Genomic DNA, 20,685 nt, shown 5'->3' on the forward strand with positions numbered 1-20,685 from the left:
TTAACCTTTTTTATTAAAGTATATAAATCCACTTGCAATAAAAGACATAAATAATGTTGATGCATAAATTGGTTGACTTATTAATTGAATCACTAAAATTGCAAAACCTATAAATTTATATCCACTATTTTTCAAACCGTTTTTAAGTATGTATAGGTAATATAACCCAAATAAAATACCATTCTGTAAAAATAAACTGATTAGACCGTTACTATTTTTTCGTGCTAATCCAAATCTATTTTCTGAATTTGTTATATAGCCTTGATGGTTTTCAAAACCAATTCCTAAAAATATGTTTTTAAAAATTAGATTTATTCCTTGCTTTAAGTCATATAACCTTAACTGAAATGAAAGTGTTGATATTTTAGATTCTAGAAATGGAATCAGTATAATAAGAGTAGTGATAAATAAGAATACTAAGACGATGAAATTTTGGGCTTTACTGATTTTTTTCATGAATTTAGAAGACAAGATAATAAAAGCGACAAACAGTCCTATAGGGGAGAGTGTCGTTAGTATAAATAGAACTAATAAAAATGCAGGGATTTTTTTATTCTTTATTAAGTAAAAGTGAATCAGTGCTATATTTAAAAACACCTGATACAAACCTGGTTCATAGAAGATACCAGAATTTCTTATTAATTCAAACTTTACATTAAAATCAATACCTGTGGTCCTTAAAATGTAAAAATAAGAGGGTATTTCACCTATTACCCCGTAGGTTATGGGGAGTTTAATTCCTATTATTACTATTAAGTAAAAACTGAAAGATATAATTGATAAAATTAGTATAATTTTGCTAAGTAAGTAAAAAAAACGATCAATACTTATTACTTTTATTCCTAAATAGATTAAGATTAATTTAACCGAATATGTAATCAAATTCATACTAATGAAATTCTCAATTAATAAGGAATAAAAAGCACTAAAGAATAATAAGAAAAAATATAAATTAATAGTCATTAATTCATGTTTTACTATACTTATTTTTTTATAATTTATAATTATCATAAAAATGGAAACAAATATAAATAAAATACTAAGATAATCACTGTAGTTCAAATATATAACCGAACCACTTAGCGCAATTACTGCAAGAACCCAAATTACTTCTAATATTCTACTCAATTATTTAACCTACCTAACAATTTGTGGTGAATATTGTTGTTAATGTGTTCAATACATGTTAATTTTTTTTAGATAAATAATTTAATATAACATCTATTCTGTTTGTATATGTATGGCTAATTATTGCCTCGTTGTATACTTTATCAATAATACTGGTTGTTTCTATATTATCATCAAATACATTTTTAATAATTCTAATTAAATCTTCATAGCTATCAAACACTAATTCTTCCATATTGAAATATGTATCGATTAGATGTTTTCTATTTACAATTTGTAAACTTTTTGTTCCTGCAATTTCAAAAAAGCGTAAATTGCATCCGCTTAATGAAAAGTTTAAATGTAGATTTAATATAACTTTTGATTTAGAATATATAACATTTATATCCTTTGGATTTACAGATTTAATATTAAAATATTTACGGTACTTCCCAATCCGCAAATTAATATTCATTAATTGTATTTTCCAAGATGGAAACTTCCCATATATTACTATGTTTTTTTGGGGGAATTCTCTAATTATTTCCTTTAATACTTTGATTCTTTCAGGGTATAACGACCCAATAAACACTATATCAAGTTCTTTCCTATTTTTAATTGGCCAATACTTATTTCTATCAAGTGCTAGTGGAAGATAGTATGATTTTATACCTTTTGAACTTAAAAAACTCACATCATCTTCTTCAAAGACAAATACATAATCATAGGTATTTATTGTACCCCATATTTCATTTACTCTTTTAACAGAATCCATCATCCATAGTATTAGTTTAGAATTTTTCATCTCGTTTAATGTCTCTTGATATATCTTATGACCCTTTATAATAATTACAATGTCGGGTTCAAGTGATCTATAAATTTCCACTATATCTTTATTGATTTCGTCATTATACCTTTTCATAAAGTAGCCAATACCTAATTTATTTAATAGCCCATGAGTAATTTTTGTCTTGTAATTAACAGGATATGACTCACTAAAATTTATTACTGTGGTTTTAAATCCCTTATCTAAAAACGCCTTCTCAACACTTTCATTTATACCAAAATATTCTGGTCCAATTAACAGTACCTTATTCATATAATCCCTCAAATGAATTTAAGTATTTATAAGTTGTTCATAGAGCTTCGTGTACTCTAAAAACTTATCATTTTTGTTATAGTATAAATTTGCTCTTTTCTGACTAGCTTCGAAGTATCTACTTTTACCTGTTTTTTTAAACATTTTAAGTGTACTAACTAATTTAGATATATCCCCCTTTTCGATAATCACACCGCAGTCTTTATCTACACATTCCTTGCTACCACCGGAATTATAAGTTATTACTGGAGTTCCACAAGCTAATGCTTCAACATTAGTTAATCCCATTACTTCTTCTAGTGTTAAATTGACAAATACATCTGCTGCTGAATAAATTTCTGCTAATTCCCTAATATCATTAGTCCTCTTTATACCTATAATATTTACCGGTAATTCCTTTTTTTGTTTTTCGTTTAATCCTACCAATACAATTACTTCATCTTCCTTTAATCTTTTTGATAATTCAATAAAATGATAGAAACCTTTTCTTTCTCCCCAAACATGAGCAACTCCCAGAATTAGATACTTATTTTCAATATTATATTTTCTTCTAAAGTGACTTTGTGTTGGTTTAAATTTGTTCAAATCAATTCCATTATTAATTTGCTTAACTGGATAGTTATTCAAAAAAGATTCTTGGACTAAATTCTGTAACCATTTAGATGCAGTAACTAGAGTAAGATTATCAACCCCATTAAAAATTTCTTTTTTTCTAATGAAATTCGACTTGGAATTATCAATTAGAATACTCTTTGGATATTCATTTGTTTGCGGACAACTACGACATCCTTTTTTCCATTTGTCACATCCAATATAATCAAAATGAGAGCAATGTCCGGTGAATGTCCAACAATCATGTAATGTCCAAAGAACAGGGTGTTTAGCATTTTTTAGATAGTTAAATAGAATTTCTATGTTAATATAATATCCATGGAGGTTATGTAAATGTATAACATCTGGATCCATCCTATTTATTTTCTCAATGAGTTGTAAAGTTGCTTTCTTGGAGCCCATACCATGCTTATCAAATAACCTTGTTAGAGCGACATGTGAGTAGTTATCTTTTTTTGTACCTATCCTCATTGCTGTTTCAATCTTTATTTCCTTACCTCTTCCGTATGCAATATAACTCTCATGTCCTTGTCCAATTAATATTTTATGGATGTCCGTAACGATTCTTCCGGTACTTCCAGTCCCACATACTGAATTAATTTGTAATACCTTCATTATCTACTTCCCCATGACAGTTCTATTTACATAATCTGTATAAGATAAAATTATTCTCAAAACCTTTTCTGAAACATTAGGCATACTATAATCTTTAACTAACTGTAATGTATCAATCTCTTGTGTTTCTAAGATTTCTAGCCCTTGTAATATTCTCTCTTTCTTTAAGCCTACCATTATTACAGAAGCTTCTTCCATTGCTTCAGGTCTTTCATGGGATTGTCTAATGTTTAGAGCTTTAAATCCAAGTATTGAAGATTCTTCACTGATTGTTCCACTATCACTAAGTACAGCTCTAGCATTAATTTGTAATTTTATGTAATCATTAAACCCCAACGGTTTTAAAGTTTTTACCAGATGGTTAAATTTCACACCTTTTGTTTCTATCATTTTTTTTGTTCTTGGATGAGTGCTAACGATAATCGGCATATTATATTTTTCTGCTACCCCATTTATGCTATCAACTAAATCGAAAAAATTTGTATCAGAATTAATATTTTCTTCTCTGTGAGTAGAAACAACAAAATAATTATTCTTACTCAGTTCATACTTTTCCAATACTTCAGATTTTTCAATGTCGAATTTTCTTGAGTTAATTACTTCAAACATAGGACTGCCTGTTTTAATAATTCTATCTGCAGGCAAACCTTCTCTTAATAGATATTCTCTGGCTATATCACTGTATGTTAAGTTGATATCTGCTATATGATCGACAATTTTTCTATTTGTTTCTTCAGGTACTCTTTGATCAAAGCACCTATTACCAGCTTCCATATGGAATATTGGGATATGTTTCTTTTTGGCAGCCAGTGAACATAAACAACTATTGGTATCTCCTAATACTAAAAGAGCATCTGGTTTAACTTCTTCCATTACAGGATCAATTTTCACAAGTATATTTCCTATTGTTTCAACGGCTGTTCCACTCGCTGCATTAAGAAAATAATTTGGTTTGCTCAAACCAAAATTATTAAAGAAAACTTCATTTAATTCATAATCGTAATTTTGTCCTGTATGTACAAGTATATGGTCTATTGCTTTAGAATCTTCTAATTTATTTATAACAGCTGATAACCTTATTATTTCTGGTCTTGTACCAACTACTGTCATAACTTTTAATTGTTTCACTTATTTACCTCCAAGTAGTAAGTATCTGGATATTCAGCATTATAAAGCTCATTTGCCCACATAATGGTCACCATGTCAGTTTCACCTAAATTTTCGATATTATGTGAGTAACCAACTGGTATATCGACTACTTCCAATTTATCACCGCTAACAAAATATTCTATCACATTATTAGAGTGTAGCTTTCTAAAACGAATAACTCCATATCCACTTACCACCAGGAATTTTTCGTTTTTTGTATGATGCCAATGGTTACCTTTAGTGATACCTGGTTTAGAAATATTTATGGAAACCTGACCTCTATCTGGAGTTTTAATAAATTCGGTAAAAGAGCCTCTTTGATCCACATTCATCTTAAGTTCATAACTAAACTGATCTTCTTTCAAATAACTCAAATATGTACTGTATAATTTTTTGGTAAGTGGGTTAGACATATCAGGAATAAACCGTTCTTCACGGCTGTTTTTAAATGAATAAATTAAATCTGCAACTTCACCTAGCGTAACTTTGTGAACAACTGGTACTTCGCAATATTTTCCAACTAAATTCATATTCCCATTTAAGGCAGAAATCAGCTCCGCCACAACATCATCAATATAAACTAAGTTCATACTCACACTAGGATCATGTATAGTAATTGGTATGTCATTAGCAATATTATGACAGAAAGTTGCAACTACACTGTTATAATTAGGTCTACACCATTTGCCGAAAACATTTGGAAGACGATACACAAGTGCTTTTGCTCCGGTTTCAGAAGCATATTCAAAAAGTAAGTCCTCACCGGCTTTTTTACTTTTTCCATACGGATTGTTCTCTGATGCCTGCGTTGAGGACGAAATTAAAACCGGGCAATAATTATCATGTTCTCTTAATGTTGCAAGTAAAGTAGAAGTAAAACCAAAATTCCCTTCCATAAACTCATCTGAATTATCAGGACGGTTTACACCAGCAAGGTGAAATACAAAATCTGCTTTTCTACAATATTCATCTAGTAGTAATGAGCTAGTTTCTCTTGTGTATTCAAAAATATCAGTATAGTTCTGGTTTCGTAATTCAGTTATGAGATTTTTTGCTATAAATCCATTAGCACCAGTGACTAATATCTTCATACATAAACCTTCCTCTTCATTATTTGTAATTCTTGTTGAACATAATCTAGGGTTAACAATCTTTCCTTAATTTGTTTTATAGTTAATTGTTGTGTATTGTGAGAATTGTACTCCTCTTCTGAAGATAGATTTCTATCACCTTCTACAAAATATTTGTCATAATTTAAATCTCTTTTATCGGCAGGAACTCGATAAAATCCTTCCAAGTCTTCTGCAACTAAATGTTCTTCACGAGTTAGTAGTGTTTCATATAGTTTTTCCCCGTGACGAGTACCAATTATTTTAATGTCATTATTTACATCAAAAAGTTCTAGAAGAGCTTGTGCCAAATCTCTTATTGTTGATGCAGGAGCTTTTTGCACCATTATATCTCCTGCTTTTGCGTTTTCAAATGCAAAAATTACAAGTTCTACTGCTTCTTCAAGACTCATTAAGAATCTAGTCATATTAGGGTCAGTTATGGTAATAGGTTGTCCATTTTTAATTTGTTCAATAAAAAGAGGGATTACAGATCCTCTAGAAGCCATAACATTACCATAACGTGTACCACAAATTAAAGTGTTTTCCGGATTTACCGTCTTACCCTTAGCGACAAATACCTTTTCCATCATTGCTTTTGATATTCCCATTGCATTTATTGGGTATGCTGCTTTATCTGTAGATAAACATATAACTTTTTTTACCCCTGTTTCAATAGCTCCTGTCAGAACATTATCAGTGCCTAATACATTTGTTTTTACAGCTTCTAATGGAAAAAACTCACAGGATGGAACTTGCTTAAGAGCAGCTGCATGAAAAATGTAATCCACTCCATACATAGCATTCTTCACACTTGCTAAATCCCTGACATCACCTATATAAAATTTGAGTTTGTCATTTTTATATAATTTTCGCATGTCTTCCTGTTTTTTTTCATCTCTTGAAAAAATACGAATTTCTTTTATATCAGTATCTAGAAATCTTCTCATTACTGCATTTCCAAAAGAACCTGTACCGCCTGTTATTAAAAGCGTTTTGTCTTTAAACATTATTAATCCTCCAGTACCCTCTTTATCATTTTTACATATTTTTGTGTGCATATTTCTGTGGTATATTTTTCGAGAAATATTTTCCTGCAATTATCCCCCATAGAACTACGCTTATTTAAATCGTTGAGAAGCTCTAGGATTGCACTTACTAATTTAGAGCTTTCTCCTACTTCCATGGCATAGCCTGCGTGATTATCTATTAGATCATTGGCTATATCTGAATTTTTATCTATTACTGCAATTACAGGCTTTCCTGTCATCATATAACTATATGTTTTACTTGGAACTGCCAAACCTGATAACCCTTCAGCTAAACTCACTATAAAAGTATCACTAATATTTAGTGCATCTTCAAAATCCTTACCATGTAAAAAATCATATACATATACATTGGATAACCTTTCATTCTTAACAACAGCTTTTAAGTACTCAAGTTTATTTCCGTGCCCAGCAAACAAAAATTTGACCCTATTATTTTTTTTAAGTTCTCTACAAGCTTTAATTAGTGTATCAAGATCCTGACAGGTTCCCATATTTCCAAAATAAGAGACCACTAAATTATTACCATTTTTTAATTTACTGAAAATATTTTTAGAATCAACAGAATCAGGCATTTTTTTATTCTCAAACCAATTAGGTATTACTTCAACCTGACTGTCTTTTAACCATATTCTATGCTCAAGCAAATAATCTTTCATTTCATTTGATAAAGCAATAACTTTGGTTATGTGTTTCGTCACAAACCCGTTAATATACTCCATTAATTTCCCTAATACTCCATTTTTGTTAATTGTATTAGTTACATACGCAATTTCGGGATATATATCATAACTTACAAAAACAACTTTGGTATTAAAGAATTTCTTAGCTAATGATGCAATAAGTGGTAAAATTGGTGGGTTTGAATATACTATAATTACCTTGTAATCTTTTAATTTTAAAAAACGTAAGATTACAGCTATTGTAAATGAAAAATAATTAATTAGTCTTCCAACAAAATTACTCCGTTTAAGCTGAAGATACTTTAATCTTGTAATTTTAATTCCTTTGTAGGTTTCTATTAAAGGGACATTATTTTCTAAGTTATACTCTTTGGGATAACCACACAACGCCTCGACATCTAATCCTTCTTTTGAAAGAGATAAAGCTGTATCAAAAGGTAGCGTAGCAGATGAAATAAACTCAGGGTAAAAGTATTGGCATAAGAACAGAACATCCTTCTTCTTACTCATATTAACTAATCTCTTCTTTCCTATTAAATGCATGTTTAATTAAATATTTATTATGTACAAACATTAATATATTGTAATTACACTACTACTGTCCCGTTATATTGGTTTACAGTTTTATTAATACCTTCCTCTATATTATATTCAACTTCCCAATCGAGAGTATCTCTAGTTAATTTATTACATAATACACTATGCTTAATATCACCATCCCGAACATCGGAAAAATTTGGAACGACAGTTGCGTTACTATATTTTTTAACAGTGTTAAATAAATCATTAATGGTTATTTGCGTAGATGTCGCCACGTTTAATATACTACTACTTCCTTTTTCTAGGGCTTTAAGATTAGCATTAGCAACATCTTCCACATAAACAAAATCCCTAGTTTGCATCCCATCCCCATGTATTAATACTTCTTGGTTTTGTGATAGTAATCCAGAGAAAATTGCTACAACCCCACCTTCCCCTTTAGCATTTTGACGAGGCCCATAAACGTTACTATAGCGAAGTATAGTATAGTCTAAACCGTAACAACTTTTAGCTAATTTTAAATAGTTTTCTACTGTATATTTTGAGAGTCCATAGGGGGATAAGGGATCAACAGGGTGCCGAGTGTCTACTGGTAAATATTGAGGTTCACCATAAACTGCTGCTGTAGAAGCAAAAATGATTTTTTTCACTCCATAATTTTTAGCTGCTTCTATTACTCTTATAGAACCTCCAATGTTAACTTCCGTATCATATATTATATCTTTTATTGATTTTGGAACACTTACTTGGGCAGCTTGATGAATAATAAATTGGGGCATTGTTTTAGCAACAACTTTATCAAAATCCCTACTATTAATATCACAGTTATAATAGTCTACTAAACTTAAATCTATGTTAGATAATTTACCTGTTGTTAAATTATCAACGACCACAATTTCAAATTTCCGTTCAACTAACTTTTCAACTATATGGGAACCAATGAAACCACAGCCACCTGTAACTAGAACCTTTGCCATTTTTACACCTCGTGATTAATTTTATCTTGCACCTTCACCTGTGAAGATAATTGATATCGTTTTCACTATTATTTTTAGGTCCAATTTAATTGACATATTTTCAATATAGAATAGATCAAATTCCAACTTTTCTTGAGGGGATATTTCATACCCGCCATTCACTTGTGCCCAACCAGTTATGCCCGGTTTAACCGCTAAACGATTTACAAACCCAGGTAATTCTTTATTAAATTGTGCTGTAAATATTGGACGCTCTGGGCGTGGGCCGATGATACTCATATCACCTTTTAATACATTTATTAATTGTGGTATTTCATCAATTCTTGTCTTCCGTATAAAAGCACCAATCATGGTTACTCGAGGGTCATTTTTTATGGCCCATTGAGCTCCTTTTTTTTCAGCATCGCTATACATGGATCGTAATTTTATAATATTGAAATATTTCCCGTCTTTGCCAACGCGTTCTTGAAAATACAATATGCTTCCAGGTGATTCCAACTTAATCGCTATAGAAACTAATAACAAAATAGGAAGTGTTAGCAATAACCCAATAATTGCTATTAAAATATCTAAAACACGTTTCCTTGTAGAAAAAAGTAGTTGTGAACTTTTATATGTATGTAATAAATCACTATTGTACGAAAGGGAAAACTCATCATGTAAATTATCAAAACCCTTTTGTAATGCCAAATAAACCCACCCTCTTTATAAATATTCCTTATGAGCTACATCATACTGTGTATAGGTCTTAATCTATTTTAATAAATCACCTTAAAACTTCTTAAAATAATATATCCGGCTACACAATTCTAAAACAAAAACAGTTTTTAAACACTCTAATTTCTAAGATCTTATATCAAAAGATTCCTAATATTTTTCTCTTTCTTATTAATATAGGTGACTCACTATAAATAATATCTCCTTTAGCCATTGCTTTCGCATTTTCTTGCAACTTAGCTTTCTCATTAATACCTATTTTTTTTTCAATTACTTTAAAAGCTTCTTTGAAATTGAACGAACGATTTGAAATATTATGTGCATCGCTAGCTACAAAATGCGTGAGATTGTGTTGGATTAATTGAAAAGAAAACTTTTGAATATTTTTACCAAATTCCCCTGTTAAACTTGCAGCTGTTACTTGAGTCAAAGCGCCTTCTGTAACAAGTTCATAAAGTAATTCCGGGTCCTCCATGATTTCTGAGTTCCGCTCAGGATGGACAATGATGGGTGTGATTCCCTTTAGTCGCAATTCAAATATAATGGATTTGGTATATCGTGGAACTTGGTTTGACGGTAGTTCAATATGTACATATTTCCCTTGATCACATAAGGTAATGATTTCGCCAACTTCTAATTGCTCTAAAAAATCCCCTGTTATACGAGGTTCTTGTCCAAGTAGTATTTCGAGATTGATCTTTTCGTTTTGAAGATGTTCCTTTAATCGTGCTACATGATTTTCAATTTCTTTACCATGATTTTGATAATGATGATTATGGTGGGGTGTCGCGATGATAGATGTAATACCTTCTTCTATTGCTACTTTTGCCATTTTCGCACTGTCTTCAAAAGTTTTGGCCCCGTCATCAATACCAGGTAGGATATGACAATGAATATCAATCATTTTGACACCTCCTTTGGTTAATTAATCCTTTATACCTATTTTTTGTCACCTGTAAATTATTTTAGCATAGCTAAATCTGGAAGCAATAGCTAAAATTGTCGATTTGTGTGCGATTTTTATTTAATTCCCATAATAATAGTAATAATTTTTGTCATCCATTTTCTTTCGATTTAACACCACACCTAGTAACTTAGCCTTAGCTGCTACTAACAATTCCTTTGATTTCTGAGCTGCATCTTTTTCCGTTACACCACTACCGACTACTAATACAACCCCGTCACATGTATTGGCTAGGATTTGCGCATCTGTTACCGCTAACACTGGTGGTGTATCAAAGATTACCATGTCAAATTCATCTAAGGCTTCTTTGGTTAATTCCTGCATCATTCTAGATCCTAACAATTCAGCCGGGTTGGGAGGTACAGGACCGCTAGGCAGGATGTGAAGTCGATCCACTTCAGTCAAACTAACTGCATCTAGTAAATTAACTTGTCTCGTCAAAACATTTGTAAGACCCTTTGCATTACTCACTCTGAAAGTATAGTGCGCTGTTGGCTTTCGAAGATCAGCGTCAATTAACAAGACTCTTTTTCCTTGCTGGGCCATTACTACTGCAAGGTTTGCCGTTGTCGTTGACTTTCCTTCCCCAGGTCCAGATGAGGTGACCATTAACGTACGGTATTCAGTGTCTATCGAAGAAAAGTGAATGTTTGATCGGATCGTTCGATATTGTTCTGAAATTGGTGATTTTGAATTGTAGTGTGTTATAAGACTTCGTTCTTTAAATTCTCTAACGGCTTTTTTATGCTTACGCTTCAAAACGTTCACTCCCTGCTCGTACCTTGCTCATGTGAGTGGATTGTTGGATTTGTTTTTCGTTCATTTCTGCAATCACACCGAGTACCGGTAGTTCCAATTGTTTCTCGATGTCTTGCTCTGTTTTTACGGTGTTATCCAAGTATTCTAGAAGGAATGCCAAACCTACACCTGCCATTAAACCAACCACAAAGGCGATCGCCATGTTAAGCATAGGGTTAGGTTTAATTGGACTCATAGGAGTATCAGCCTTAGAAAGAATGGTTACATTACTCACATTTAATTTCATGATTTCTTTGATTTCGGACTCGAATGTACTGGCAACTGTATTCGCAATCGTTGCTGCCATTTCCGGGTCAGAGTGTTGAACAGACACTGTGAATACTTGTGAATTTTGTTCGCTGTTTACTTGTATCATTGAATCTAGTTGAGATACGGATTCGTTCGAATCTAACTTATTTTGGACTTTTTCAAGAATATTGTCACTCTTGATAATGACGCGATATGTATTAATCATTTCGACGTTCGTTCGTACTTGATTGAAATCGACTTGTTGGTTTTCATTGGACTGGTTGACGAGGATTTGGGTCGAAGATTGATAGATTGGCGTTAAGAACATATAACTGATCAACCCGCTCGCAGCTGTGGCGACTAATGTTATTAATAGAATCATAGCGAGTCGTTTTTTCAACGTTTCGAATATTTCTTTTAAACTGATCGTTTCTTCCATTGTTCTACTTATCCCCTTTAACTAGTTCTCTCTGTTCATATGTGTCGTATTATAGCATAGAATTGAGCCAATTTTACCTGAATTACCAAACTTTATGTAAAAGTTATGTAAAAATAAGTATTTTTGAGGAACTTAATCGAAAACTGACTCACAATGTAAATATCGACAGAACACTCAAATGTTTAATGGTTCTATACTCCTAATGTTTAAAGTCGAAATTATGAGATTATTTGTAAAATTTGTGAAGGTATTGAAAAGATATGCTACGAAAACTTCTCGTGGATAAAAAGAGACACAGAATTATTTTTTCTGTGTCTCTCCTGATAACAGCTTTTTCAGTTCTTCTAATAGATCATCACCGATGTCCTTGTCCTTTAATCCAAAATAAATGTTTGTGAGGATAAATCCTAGTTTTTCTCCTACATCAAATCGTTTTCCTTGGAAGTCGTAAGCGAATACGTCTAGGGTTTTGTTGAGGGCTTGGATGGCGTCCGTTAGTTGGATTTCTCCACCTGCTCCAGTTTGTTGATTTTCGAGTAGTTCAAAAATCTCAGGTGTCAGGATGTATCGGCCCATGACTGCCAAGTTGGAAGGTGGATCGTATTTCGGTTTTTCGATCACATTGCTGAACCTGTATCGTCTTCCTACTTTATCGAAGGGATCGATAATTCCATAACGGTGGGTCTGATGATCTTCTACTTGCTGAACTCCTATTATTGAGGAGCCGGTTTCATTGTATTCGTTAATAAGTTGTTTCAACCCTGGCGTTTTGGCTTCAACGATGTCATCACCCAGTAATACTGCGAATGACTCATCCCCGATGAATTTTCGTGCGCACCAGACGGCATGTCCTAATCCGAGTGGTTCTCTCTGTCGGATATAGTGAATGTTTACGAGGTGAGAGGCGTGTTGGACTTTTTCCAGTAATTCTTGTTTATCTCGCATGGCGAGTGTCTGTTCTAAATCCAGCGAGAGGTCAAAGTGATCCTCGATCGCTCTTTTCCCTTTACCTGTGACGATGATGATGTCTTCAATTCCTGATTCTACGGCTTCCTCTACAATGTATTGGATCGTCGGTTTGTCGACGATCGGAAGCATTTCCTTCGGCATTGCTTTTGTGGCTGGAAGGAATCGTGTTCCTAATCCCGCTGCCGGAATGACCGCTTTTTTAATTTCCTTCATTTGAACCTCCTCTTCCATTTACGACTGGGCGTCCCATCGAGTGATATTCAATGTTTGTGGTTTGAGCTGATTCGAGTGAATGACAGTTTCGTCCATCAAAAATAACTGGATTTTTCATGTATTCACCATATTGAGAAAGTGGAAATTGTTTAATTTCGTCCCATTCCGTGAGGATGAACACACAATCTGAACTATTGATTGCTTCTTCAATAGACGAGGCATATTTGGTTTGTTCTGGTAACAGCTTTTTCGCATTTTCATTCGCAATCGGATCATAGGCTTTAACGTGAGCGCCTTGTCGAATTAGTTCATTCACGATCGGAATCGATGCGGCTTCCCGAACATCATCGGTATTCGGTTTAAAGGCAAGGCCTAGTACTGCAACTTTTTTTCCTTCCAATGAGCCGAATCGTTTTAGCGCTTTATCGATAAGCAGTTTTTGCTGGTGATTGTTCACGCGGATGACGGATTTTAAGAGCTCGAAATCGTGTTCGACATTCCCGGCGATTTGGACGAGTGCTTTCGTGTCCTTTGGGAAACAGGATCCGCCGTATCCGATTCCTGCCTGAAGAAACTGGTTGCCAATCCGTTTGTCCATCCCCATTCCAGCTGCCACATCCTCTACGTTCGCTCCGGTTTTTTCACATATGTTCGAGATTTCATTAATGAAGCTGATTTTTGTCGCCAGAAAAGCATTGGAGGCGTATTTAATCATCTCGGCACTTCGAATATCCGTTTTATAAATCGGAATGTCGAATGGTAGGTTGATGTCTTCAATCACTTGGGCAGCTTCTTCATCATCTGCCCCGATCACAATCCGATCACCATGAAACGTATCTTTTACTGCTGAACCTTCCCGTAAAAACTCCGGGTTGGAGACAACTTCAACGTTAATCCCCTCTTGTACGTATTCTTTCAAATACTTTTTTATGTAATCGTTTGTCCCGACTGGTACTGTACTTTTTATAACGAGAATGATGGAGTGCTTCAGGTGTGCAGCTACCTCTTTTACCGCATTTTCAAGAAACGAAAGATTAGCGCTACCATCCTCGTTTTGCGGTGTGCCGACCGCGATATAAACTATTTCCGCTGAACCGACGCCTTTTGCATAATCCGACGTGAACATTAGTCGGCCTGCTTCACTGTTTCTTTTCATCATTTCCTCTAAGCCTGGTTCATAGATCGGGGAGATGCCGGCTTTCATTTTTTCGATTTTTTCCTGGTCGATGTCGATACAGGTTACGTGATGCCCGATTTCGGCAAGGCTGACACCTGTAACGAGCCCGACATAACCTGTGCCTACGACAGAGATGTTCATCGGTTACCACCTGCTTTTCTTGTCTCGTGTTTTTTCATTCATGTAGTGTGTTTTTCTGAATTGTAACAATGAAAAGTTGATGCGCTTTGGTAATTATGTAAGTTTTTTGTAAAATATCCAAACTTTTTATCTATTCTAAATAGTACTATGGTAGTATTATAATTAGTCATATTTCCCCATTAGTTGCTAAAATTTTATCCGATATAAACGATAACAGACAATTTCTTCTATAAAGGAGCTAGATCATGGTCTATGATGGCATACTTCTCGCGATTCTTGTCGGGTTTTTACGAAAAGGTAGCTTGAAAGGGTTCGCGAATTTGAACATCAAGTATGGATGGGTGTTCCCACTCCTATTATTGACCCAATGGATGATTTTCCTACTCCAGAATAAATACGAAATGCTTGGGATGATCAGCAATTACGTGTTCATCGCCATCTATATTGTCGGATTGACGCTCCTCTGGGTCAATCGGAAGCTTGGGATTGGCGTTTGGCTCATTCTGATCGGCGTATTTTTAAACTTTGTCGTCATGGGCGCGAACGGCGGTCGTATGCCGGTTTCGCTTGAAGCGGCGGGTTATTTGGATCCTGCATACGGACAAGCGTTGCAGGAAGGGTATTACGGAAAGCATACACCATTGACAGACGATACATATTTCGGGTTCCTCGGGGACGTCATTCCACTCCCTGAATTCTATCCACGGCAGCAAGTCATCAGTTTCGGTGACATCATCATGAATATTGGAATTTTCCTCTTCATCCAGACGATTATGGTCAACCGGCAGAGCCGTATCTTCAATCGATTGCCGAACCTACGTAAAGGAGGTGAGGAACATGTCAGTTAAAGTCAAAACTGTACTTATGAACCTATTCATCATTGGATCAGCTGTTGTTGCACTAACATCTGGTTTCCGTCTTGTATAATGATGAACTGCAGGGAGGAGCATTCGCTTCTCCTTAGCTTTTATCTTAAACAAAATGAGCGTGATACATAATGAAAATCATACAAACTGTAAAAAATCCCATCACCCTATACATATCCGCCATATGCCTTTTGGGATTGACCGTTGCTGGATCCGTTTTATATGGGAACTTTCAGCCGGCCCTCAGTCTCGGCGTCTTCGCTTTATTTTTAGCCGCAATCTTATTGCTTGAATTTCATACGATCTTGATGCCGCCGAAAGGGAACTCTCTTTCGATGGATTCGCCAGTCTATATTGCATGTTTATTTATATTCGGCCTTGAAGCCGCACTACAGGTATTACTCGTTTCGTTAATCATTTTCAGTATCTTCCAGCGAAAAGCGGTCTGGTGGAAGCACTTATTTAATTTTTCCAATTATACCTTAATGATTTCCGGATCGTACTTTGCTTTTAAAATGCTTGGGGGCGAATTGGGGCTTGTCGCGATCGACAACCTTCTTCCTCATGTTGTTGCGACCTCTGTTTATTTTCTTGTGAACGTGAGCATCATAGGCTTTTATTTCTTAATTGCCCTGTCCGGCAGTGTGAAGAATGAGGTGGAAGGAATTCTTCATGAAGCGGCATCCGGGTACTTGATTACCCTCGTCTTGTCGTTGATCCTCTGTTTCTTGATTAAAGTCGATGTGTATGTGGGGCTGGTCCTGTTCACAACGATGGGCTTCCTTCTGTCGATTGCGTTCAAGCAGTATTTTACGATCTACCAATCCGTTTCGAAAAAAGCGAACCGCGATTTTCTGACAGGACTCTACAACCACGGCTATTTCAAGGAGCTTTTGGATTCAAAGGTCCAGGAAGCGAATGACCAGAATAAGCCGATCAGTATGGCGATCATTGATCTTGATGATTTTAAAAAATATAACGATACGTTCGGGCATTTGAAGGGTGATGAGCTGTTGCAGCGGGTTGGTCAACTGATCCAGAAAGAAAGCCGGAACAATGACGTTGTCGCGAGGTATGGTGGTGAGGAATTCGTCATCCTTATGCCGGATACGACGGAAAATGAAGCGTATAAACGGATGAATGCGCTTCGGAAGAAGATGAACGATACGCATTACGACGGTGTCGAGGTGCTCCCTTATGGCTGTCTCTCCTTCTCTGCCGGGGTTTGTCAGTACCAGGAAGGCACGAGCTCAGACTTCCTGTACCGCACCGACCAGGCGATGTATATCGCAAAAAGTAAGGGTAAGAACATGATCAGCCGTTATGAAGAGGAAAAGCAGGAAGCGAACATCTTTTGTGAAGAGAAGCTGAATGTTGCGAAGCGCCAAGTCGATATCTTTTTGACGAAGGATCTGATGACGTACCGTCACTCGAACAGGGTACACGATTATGCCGTCGAGTTCGGAAAGCGGTTGGATCTGACGGAAAAAGAACGTCATTTGCTGACGTTAGGGTCGATCATCCATGATATCGGAAAGGTCGAGATTCCACGGGAGCTGTTGACGAAGCCGAGTAAGCTTACGTCTGAAGAATGGGAAATGATGAAAAAGCACGTGACCTGGGGGAAAGACTGGGTCCAATCCATTGAAGGATTTGAAGACATCATTCCACTTGTCGAGCTCCATCACGAACGGTTTGACGGAAACGGTTACCCATACGGAATGAAAGAATACTCCATTCCTAAGCTCGCACGAATCCTATGTATCGTCGACTCCTTCGACGCCATGACAACCGAACGCCCCTACCAGCCAACGAAGACATTCGAAGAAGCGTTTAGTGAGCTGCGCCGATGCGCAGGGACGCAATTTGATCCGGATTTGGTAGAGCCATTCATTGAGATGGTAGAGGAATGTTATTTGTCGGAAGAGATGAGGGTTTAAGTTAAAAATTCCGAACCCCCCACAGGCTATATAATAATATATAGCCTGTGTTTTTTATGTAATAATACTTTCTAGTTTATCTTCGATAAAAAGCAGTATGCTATTAATTATCTTTTCATGTGCTTTTTCATCCAAGTGAGTATGTGTTGTGATTTCACCATATATTGTACTATCGGAAAATGTAAAGATATAATACGCTGTAAACCCAAGAGTAGGGTTATACTGTTGCCATTCCCATATATTTGTTGAGGTAAGTTGTTGTCTTCGATCTAAAATTTTATAGTATTTCATTATCCTCTTTTGCGAAAGCCCTAACTTAGCCCGTAGCTCCGCCCTATCCCTACTACGAAAGGTAAAAGAGTATTTAAGCTTATGATTAAATTTATTTTTGATTAGTACCTCATCTTTTAACTCCTCAGTTTGATTATCTTTTTTTAATGGATGGGATTTTGCTACTACTTCTATCGGTGCGAATATTGTTTTGAGAGAAGTTGGTAACAAATTGATTGCTTTAATGGATTTTTCGAATTTTTTTGATGCGTAATCTTCATCACCTATCCATGCTGCAATTTGCGCCTCTTTAAATTGCCTTAATACTTCCTTTGAAATTTTATTCTCTTTATCTCTAGAATCCAAACAAGCACCCCCTAAAGTCAGCTTGTGTGAGGTTATCAATATTTTCTTCCTTAACGAGCAAGTGAGCGAGATTAACTTTGTTTAGAGGTACTAATAAATTAAATTTTATGTTTGGAGGATTTTTATATTCAATTCTTGAAATTAAACCAAATCCAAAAACTGGACTTCTGCTACCTACTTCATACCAATATTTTGATAACTGTCTAATAGCTTTAACAAACGCATTATTTTTACACTCTCCAGGAATAAATTCTGGTAAAGCAGGTGCTGTATGACATTTAGCAGTAAATAAAGAATAATCACTTAGAAGTGGTGTTGATTCTACTATTAGGTCGGGACACTTTATTGTTCCTGATTTCACAGCTGTTAAGTGACTTACCAATAACGGATTGGGAGCAACTTTGGTTTCTAAAGCTAATATTGTCAGTACCTCACCAAAATTTCCAGAAACAGAAGTAGCTGGTTTTTTGTGAGAGAGTACTTTCATTTTAGATGGTATAAATTTAGTTGTGCTTCCTCCTGTTTTTTTAAATGCTCCAAATCCTCCACTACTGTATAAGTTAAAATGCGAACCTAAATATAAAACTTCACTTTCTCCCCATAAAGAACCATACCTGTTTATTTGTAAATCGTTAGTATTTATTTCAGGTGTCCAACTATTTATTATTTTAGCAGTTGATTTTCCAACTATGACATCTACCTTAATTTTGTGTGATACCACTTTTTCCTCCAAAGTTTTATCTATTGATTTATTGATTCATACTTAGCTTAATATATTTACCTCTTCCTCCGATCCATATAATCCTTGTGATAACCATCATTTTCATAGTCTCGGTTTTTGTAGGCGTAGAAGTATCCTGTTGATAGTGCGAGTCCTGCGGTTAGGAATCCGACTCCGAATCCGATGGTGTGGTAACCTAGTGCGATACTGACGATTGTGAAAAGAATTAATCCGACGAGTATATATGCAATGGTGTTCTTCATTCTTTTTCCCTCCAAAAGTCCGTTTCTTCCATTTACGGTCTTCCTATTATAAGGTTCCCTTCTTATTATAATCGCTGCAGTAGGATTAAAAAACGACAAATTATGTAAAAAGTAGGTTGGTAGTTTGTCAGTTTCGTGTTAGTATAGTAATAATTTGGTAACGGATGAAAGGTGTGTTAAAAATTGAAGTATTTTATGAAGGTTTTTCTAGGGGTGGCTCTCGCTTGCACGTTTGCGATGATCGGTCATAGTGAAGCAAGTGCAGAGAGCATTGCGAGCAAGTGTCAGTATACTCCCGTAGCTGGTGAAAACCCGGATATGAGCACGACGAACTGTTTGCTGACGGAAGCTGCACTTGCGAAGGATGTTCCTCCTGAAATCGTGAAGGCCGTAGCAGAAGGTGAAAGTGGGAACTGGCGCCAGTTTGATAGCAACGGTGACCCAATCGTGACGAAGGATAACGGAATCGGAATCATGCAGCTGACGAATAAGGCTGATTACGATGAAGAGAAGTTAAAGAACGATATCGTCTATAACATTGAAAAAGGCGTAGAAGTTCTTGCTAAGATGTATGAACGTAATGACTTGCCGACGATCAATTCCGGTGATCGCGATGTTATCGAAAACTGGTACTTCGCAGTCATGGCGTATAACGGAACAAAGCCCGTGAACAGTCCAATCGTTCAGTCTACAGGTGAGCGAAATACGGATGCTTATCAGGAGAAGATTTTTAAGATTGTCGAGGATCTCGGGTTGATTGACCTGGAGACCTTACCTTTTACGAAAGATGATTTTGAATACGACAGTAACAGTAATGACAATATCAAGTTCGTCACGATGGAGTACAACTTTGCGTTGCCATTGACGAAGACGAAGCATCACTTTAAAGAAGGTGATGAAGTCCGCACGACAGGAGCACGAATTCGTAAAGGACCTTCTACATCCACTGACCAGGTCGCTTATGCCGATCACAAAAACACACTGACGATTACAGGTCCAATGGCGTATGATCAGGTGAAGGATAGTAAAAATCACTTCGTCTGGTATCCGGTTGAACTTGAAGATGGCACAAAAGGCTATGTCTATTCTGGTGCATTATTATTTAAGTTCAAAGACGTACCTGCTGATTACTGGGCTGAGGATCACATCTACTATCTCTATGACGCTTCCATCCTTTATGGAGTTGGAAAAGGGATGTTTGGGCTTGGTCAAGACCTTACACGTTGGCAAGCGGTCCTATTGTTGAACCGCGCAAACAACATTTCAACTGAAAACAGACCAGACCCTGGTTTCAAGGACGTACCAAAAAGCTACAAGTATTATGATGCTATCGCTGCAGCTGTAGATGAAGGTATATTCCAGGGAACGTCTAAAGATACGTTCAGACCGAATGAAACGTTAACAAGAGCACAGATGGCTGTCGTTCTACAACGCATCTATAACTTCCCGAAAGCGTCAAAAGATCATCCATTTACGGATGTTCGAGATGGCATCTGGTATGACGATGCCATTGCACGATTGTATACTGCTGAAATTACAGCTGGTGTATCAAAGACAAAGTTCGGACCTGAAAGAACCATTACGCGTGAACAATTCGCTGTATTTATGGGAAGAGCAATTTTAGAAAACAACTAGATTACATGAATGATAAA

Annotated in this window: 20 protein-coding genes; 3 read left to right on the forward strand and 17 right to left on the reverse strand. The window is 35.6% G+C overall.

What is annotated here, in order from left to right:
* From V1497_RS17045 to V1497_RS17110, 14 genes are all read right to left on the reverse strand, one after another.
* Positions 1–1,128 carry a hypothetical protein gene (locus tag V1497_RS17045; RefSeq protein ID WP_349408713.1) on the reverse strand — a complete coding sequence of 376 codons (1,128 nt, stop codon included), beginning with the start codon at positions 1,126–1,128 and terminating at the stop codon, positions 1–3.
* Positions 1,129–1,186: 58 nt separating this feature from the next.
* A complete protein-coding gene (locus V1497_RS17050) occupies positions 1,187–2,206 on the reverse strand; it encodes a DUF3880 domain-containing protein (RefSeq protein WP_349408714.1) in 1,020 nt (339 codons plus the stop codon).
* Between the two features lie 18 nt (positions 2,207–2,224).
* Complete coding sequence (locus tag V1497_RS17055) at positions 2,225–3,433, reverse strand: glycosyltransferase (RefSeq protein ID WP_349408715.1); 1,209 nt, start codon at positions 3,431–3,433, stop codon at positions 2,225–2,227.
* Between the two features lie 3 nt (positions 3,434–3,436).
* On the reverse strand, positions 3,437–4,561 hold the full coding sequence (gene wecB, locus V1497_RS17060) for a non-hydrolyzing UDP-N-acetylglucosamine 2-epimerase (RefSeq protein ID WP_349408716.1): 1,125 nt from the start codon (positions 4,559–4,561) through the stop codon (positions 3,437–3,439).
* Entirely contained in the window at positions 4,558–5,673 is a 1,116-nt protein-coding gene (locus V1497_RS17065; RefSeq protein ID WP_349408717.1) for a capsular polysaccharide biosynthesis protein CapF, read from the reverse strand. Before V1497_RS17065 ends, wecB begins: the two co-directional genes overlap by 4 nt.
* Positions 5,670–6,701, reverse strand: a complete 1,032-nt coding sequence (locus V1497_RS17070) for a polysaccharide biosynthesis protein (RefSeq protein ID WP_349408718.1) — start codon at positions 6,699–6,701, stop codon at positions 5,670–5,672. Before V1497_RS17070 ends, V1497_RS17065 begins: the two co-directional genes overlap by 4 nt.
* 2 nt (positions 6,702–6,703) lie before the next feature.
* Positions 6,704–7,933 (reverse strand): glycosyltransferase family 4 protein, encoded by a 1,230-nt coding sequence (locus tag V1497_RS17075; RefSeq protein ID WP_349408719.1) that lies wholly within the window; start codon positions 7,931–7,933, stop codon positions 6,704–6,706.
* 77 nt (positions 7,934–8,010) lie between these two features.
* The gene (locus tag V1497_RS17080; protein ID WP_349408720.1) at positions 8,011–8,940 is read right to left on the reverse strand and encodes an NAD-dependent epimerase/dehydratase family protein; all 930 of its coding nucleotides are present in this window, start codon (positions 8,938–8,940) and stop codon (positions 8,011–8,013) included.
* Between the two features lie 21 nt (positions 8,941–8,961).
* On the reverse strand, positions 8,962–9,630 hold the full coding sequence (locus tag V1497_RS17085; RefSeq protein ID WP_349408721.1) for an exopolysaccharide biosynthesis polyprenyl glycosylphosphotransferase: 669 nt from the start codon (positions 9,628–9,630) through the stop codon (positions 8,962–8,964).
* A 166-nt stretch (positions 9,631–9,796) separates the two neighbouring features.
* The gene (locus V1497_RS17090) at positions 9,797–10,561 is read right to left on the reverse strand and encodes a tyrosine-protein phosphatase (protein ID WP_349408722.1); all 765 of its coding nucleotides are present in this window, start codon (positions 10,559–10,561) and stop codon (positions 9,797–9,799) included.
* Positions 10,562–10,681: 120 nt separating this feature from the next.
* Positions 10,682–11,380: a CpsD/CapB family tyrosine-protein kinase gene (locus V1497_RS17095; protein WP_349410865.1), complete on the reverse strand. Its 699-nt coding sequence runs from the start codon at positions 11,378–11,380 to the stop codon at positions 10,682–10,684.
* Positions 11,370–12,107, reverse strand: coding sequence for a YveK family protein (locus tag V1497_RS17100; RefSeq protein WP_349408723.1), 738 nt, complete (start codon positions 12,105–12,107; stop codon positions 11,370–11,372). Before V1497_RS17100 ends, V1497_RS17095 begins: the two co-directional genes overlap by 11 nt.
* Before the next feature lie 300 nt (positions 12,108–12,407).
* Positions 12,408–13,289 carry a UTP--glucose-1-phosphate uridylyltransferase GalU gene (galU, locus tag V1497_RS17105; protein WP_349408724.1) on the reverse strand — a complete coding sequence of 294 codons (882 nt, stop codon included), beginning with the start codon at positions 13,287–13,289 and terminating at the stop codon, positions 12,408–12,410.
* Positions 13,276–14,607 (reverse strand): UDP-glucose/GDP-mannose dehydrogenase family protein, encoded by a 1,332-nt coding sequence (locus V1497_RS17110; protein WP_349408725.1) that lies wholly within the window; start codon positions 14,605–14,607, stop codon positions 13,276–13,278. Before V1497_RS17110 ends, galU begins: the two co-directional genes overlap by 14 nt.
* 245 nt (positions 14,608–14,852) lie before the next feature.
* Here V1497_RS17110 and V1497_RS17115 point away from each other — a divergent pair, with 245 nt between their 5' ends.
* Both V1497_RS17115 and V1497_RS17120 read left to right on the forward strand, forming a co-directional pair.
* A complete protein-coding gene (locus V1497_RS17115; RefSeq protein ID WP_349408726.1) occupies positions 14,853–15,455 on the forward strand; it encodes a DUF5317 domain-containing protein in 603 nt (200 codons plus the stop codon).
* 149 nt (positions 15,456–15,604) lie between these two features.
* Positions 15,605–17,413: a diguanylate cyclase gene (locus V1497_RS17120; RefSeq protein WP_349408727.1), complete on the forward strand. Its 1,809-nt coding sequence runs from the start codon at positions 15,605–15,607 to the stop codon at positions 17,411–17,413.
* A 54-nt stretch (positions 17,414–17,467) separates the two neighbouring features.
* Here the strand turns inward: V1497_RS17120 and V1497_RS17125 are convergent, their stop codons facing one another.
* From V1497_RS17125 to V1497_RS17135, 3 genes are read right to left on the reverse strand one after another with little or no spacing between them, the layout of a single operon-like run.
* The gene (locus V1497_RS17125) at positions 17,468–18,049 is read right to left on the reverse strand and encodes a hypothetical protein (RefSeq protein ID WP_349408728.1); all 582 of its coding nucleotides are present in this window, start codon (positions 18,047–18,049) and stop codon (positions 17,468–17,470) included.
* Positions 18,039–18,770: a hypothetical protein gene (locus V1497_RS17130; RefSeq protein WP_349408729.1), complete on the reverse strand. Its 732-nt coding sequence runs from the start codon at positions 18,768–18,770 to the stop codon at positions 18,039–18,041. The genes V1497_RS17125 and V1497_RS17130 overlap by 11 nt, the downstream gene beginning before the upstream one ends.
* A gap of 56 nt (positions 18,771–18,826) precedes the next feature.
* Entirely contained in the window at positions 18,827–19,033 is a 207-nt protein-coding gene (locus tag V1497_RS17135) for a hypothetical protein (RefSeq protein ID WP_349408730.1), read from the reverse strand.
* 183 nt (positions 19,034–19,216) lie between these two features.
* On the opposite strand from V1497_RS17135, the gene V1497_RS17140 reads away from it, so the two are divergent.
* Positions 19,217–20,668 (forward strand): S-layer homology domain-containing protein, encoded by a 1,452-nt coding sequence (locus tag V1497_RS17140; protein WP_349408731.1) that lies wholly within the window; start codon positions 19,217–19,219, stop codon positions 20,666–20,668.
* The last annotated feature ends 17 nt before the right edge of the window (positions 20,669–20,685 follow it).

Origin of the sequence: Pseudalkalibacillus sp. SCS-8, assembly GCF_040126055.1 — a bacterium.
Taxonomy (GTDB): domain Bacteria; phylum Bacillota; class Bacilli; order Bacillales; family Fictibacillaceae; genus Pseudalkalibacillus; species Pseudalkalibacillus nanhaiensis.

Excerpts from the sequence above, each read along its gene's own strand:
- V1497_RS17110 (WP_349408725.1), bottom strand. The coding sequence starts at position 14,607 with ATGAACATCTCTGTCGTAGGCACAGGTTATGTCGGGCTCGTTACAGGT.
- V1497_RS17055 (WP_349408715.1), bottom strand. The coding sequence starts at position 3,433 with ATGAAGGTATTACAAATTAATTCAGTATGTGGGACTGGAAGTACCGGA.
- V1497_RS17075 (WP_349408719.1), bottom strand. The coding sequence starts at position 7,933 with ATGAGTAAGAAGAAGGATGTTCTGTTCTTATGCCAATACTTTTACCCT.
- V1497_RS17120 (WP_349408727.1), top strand. The coding sequence starts at position 15,605 with ATGAAAATCATACAAACTGTAAAAAATCCCATCACCCTATACATATCC.
- V1497_RS17135 (WP_349408730.1), bottom strand. The coding sequence starts at position 19,033 with ATGAAGAACACCATTGCATATATACTCGTCGGATTAATTCTTTTCACA.
- V1497_RS17115 (WP_349408726.1), top strand. The coding sequence starts at position 14,853 with ATGGTCTATGATGGCATACTTCTCGCGATTCTTGTCGGGTTTTTACGA.
- V1497_RS17050 (WP_349408714.1), bottom strand. The coding sequence starts at position 2,206 with ATGAATAAGGTACTGTTAATTGGACCAGAATATTTTGGTATAAATGAA.
- V1497_RS17065 (WP_349408717.1), bottom strand. The coding sequence starts at position 5,673 with ATGAAGATATTAGTCACTGGTGCTAATGGATTTATAGCAAAAAATCTC.
- V1497_RS17070 (WP_349408718.1), bottom strand. The coding sequence starts at position 6,701 with ATGTTTAAAGACAAAACGCTTTTAATAACAGGCGGTACAGGTTCTTTT.
- V1497_RS17080 (WP_349408720.1), bottom strand. The coding sequence starts at position 8,940 with ATGGCAAAGGTTCTAGTTACAGGTGGCTGTGGTTTCATTGGTTCCCAT.
- galU (WP_349408724.1), bottom strand. The coding sequence starts at position 13,289 with ATGAAGGAAATTAAAAAAGCGGTCATTCCGGCAGCGGGATTAGGAACA.
- V1497_RS17100 (WP_349408723.1), bottom strand. The coding sequence starts at position 12,107 with ATGGAAGAAACGATCAGTTTAAAAGAAATATTCGAAACGTTGAAAAAA.
- V1497_RS17090 (WP_349408722.1), bottom strand. The coding sequence starts at position 10,561 with ATGATTGATATTCATTGTCATATCCTACCTGGTATTGATGACGGGGCC.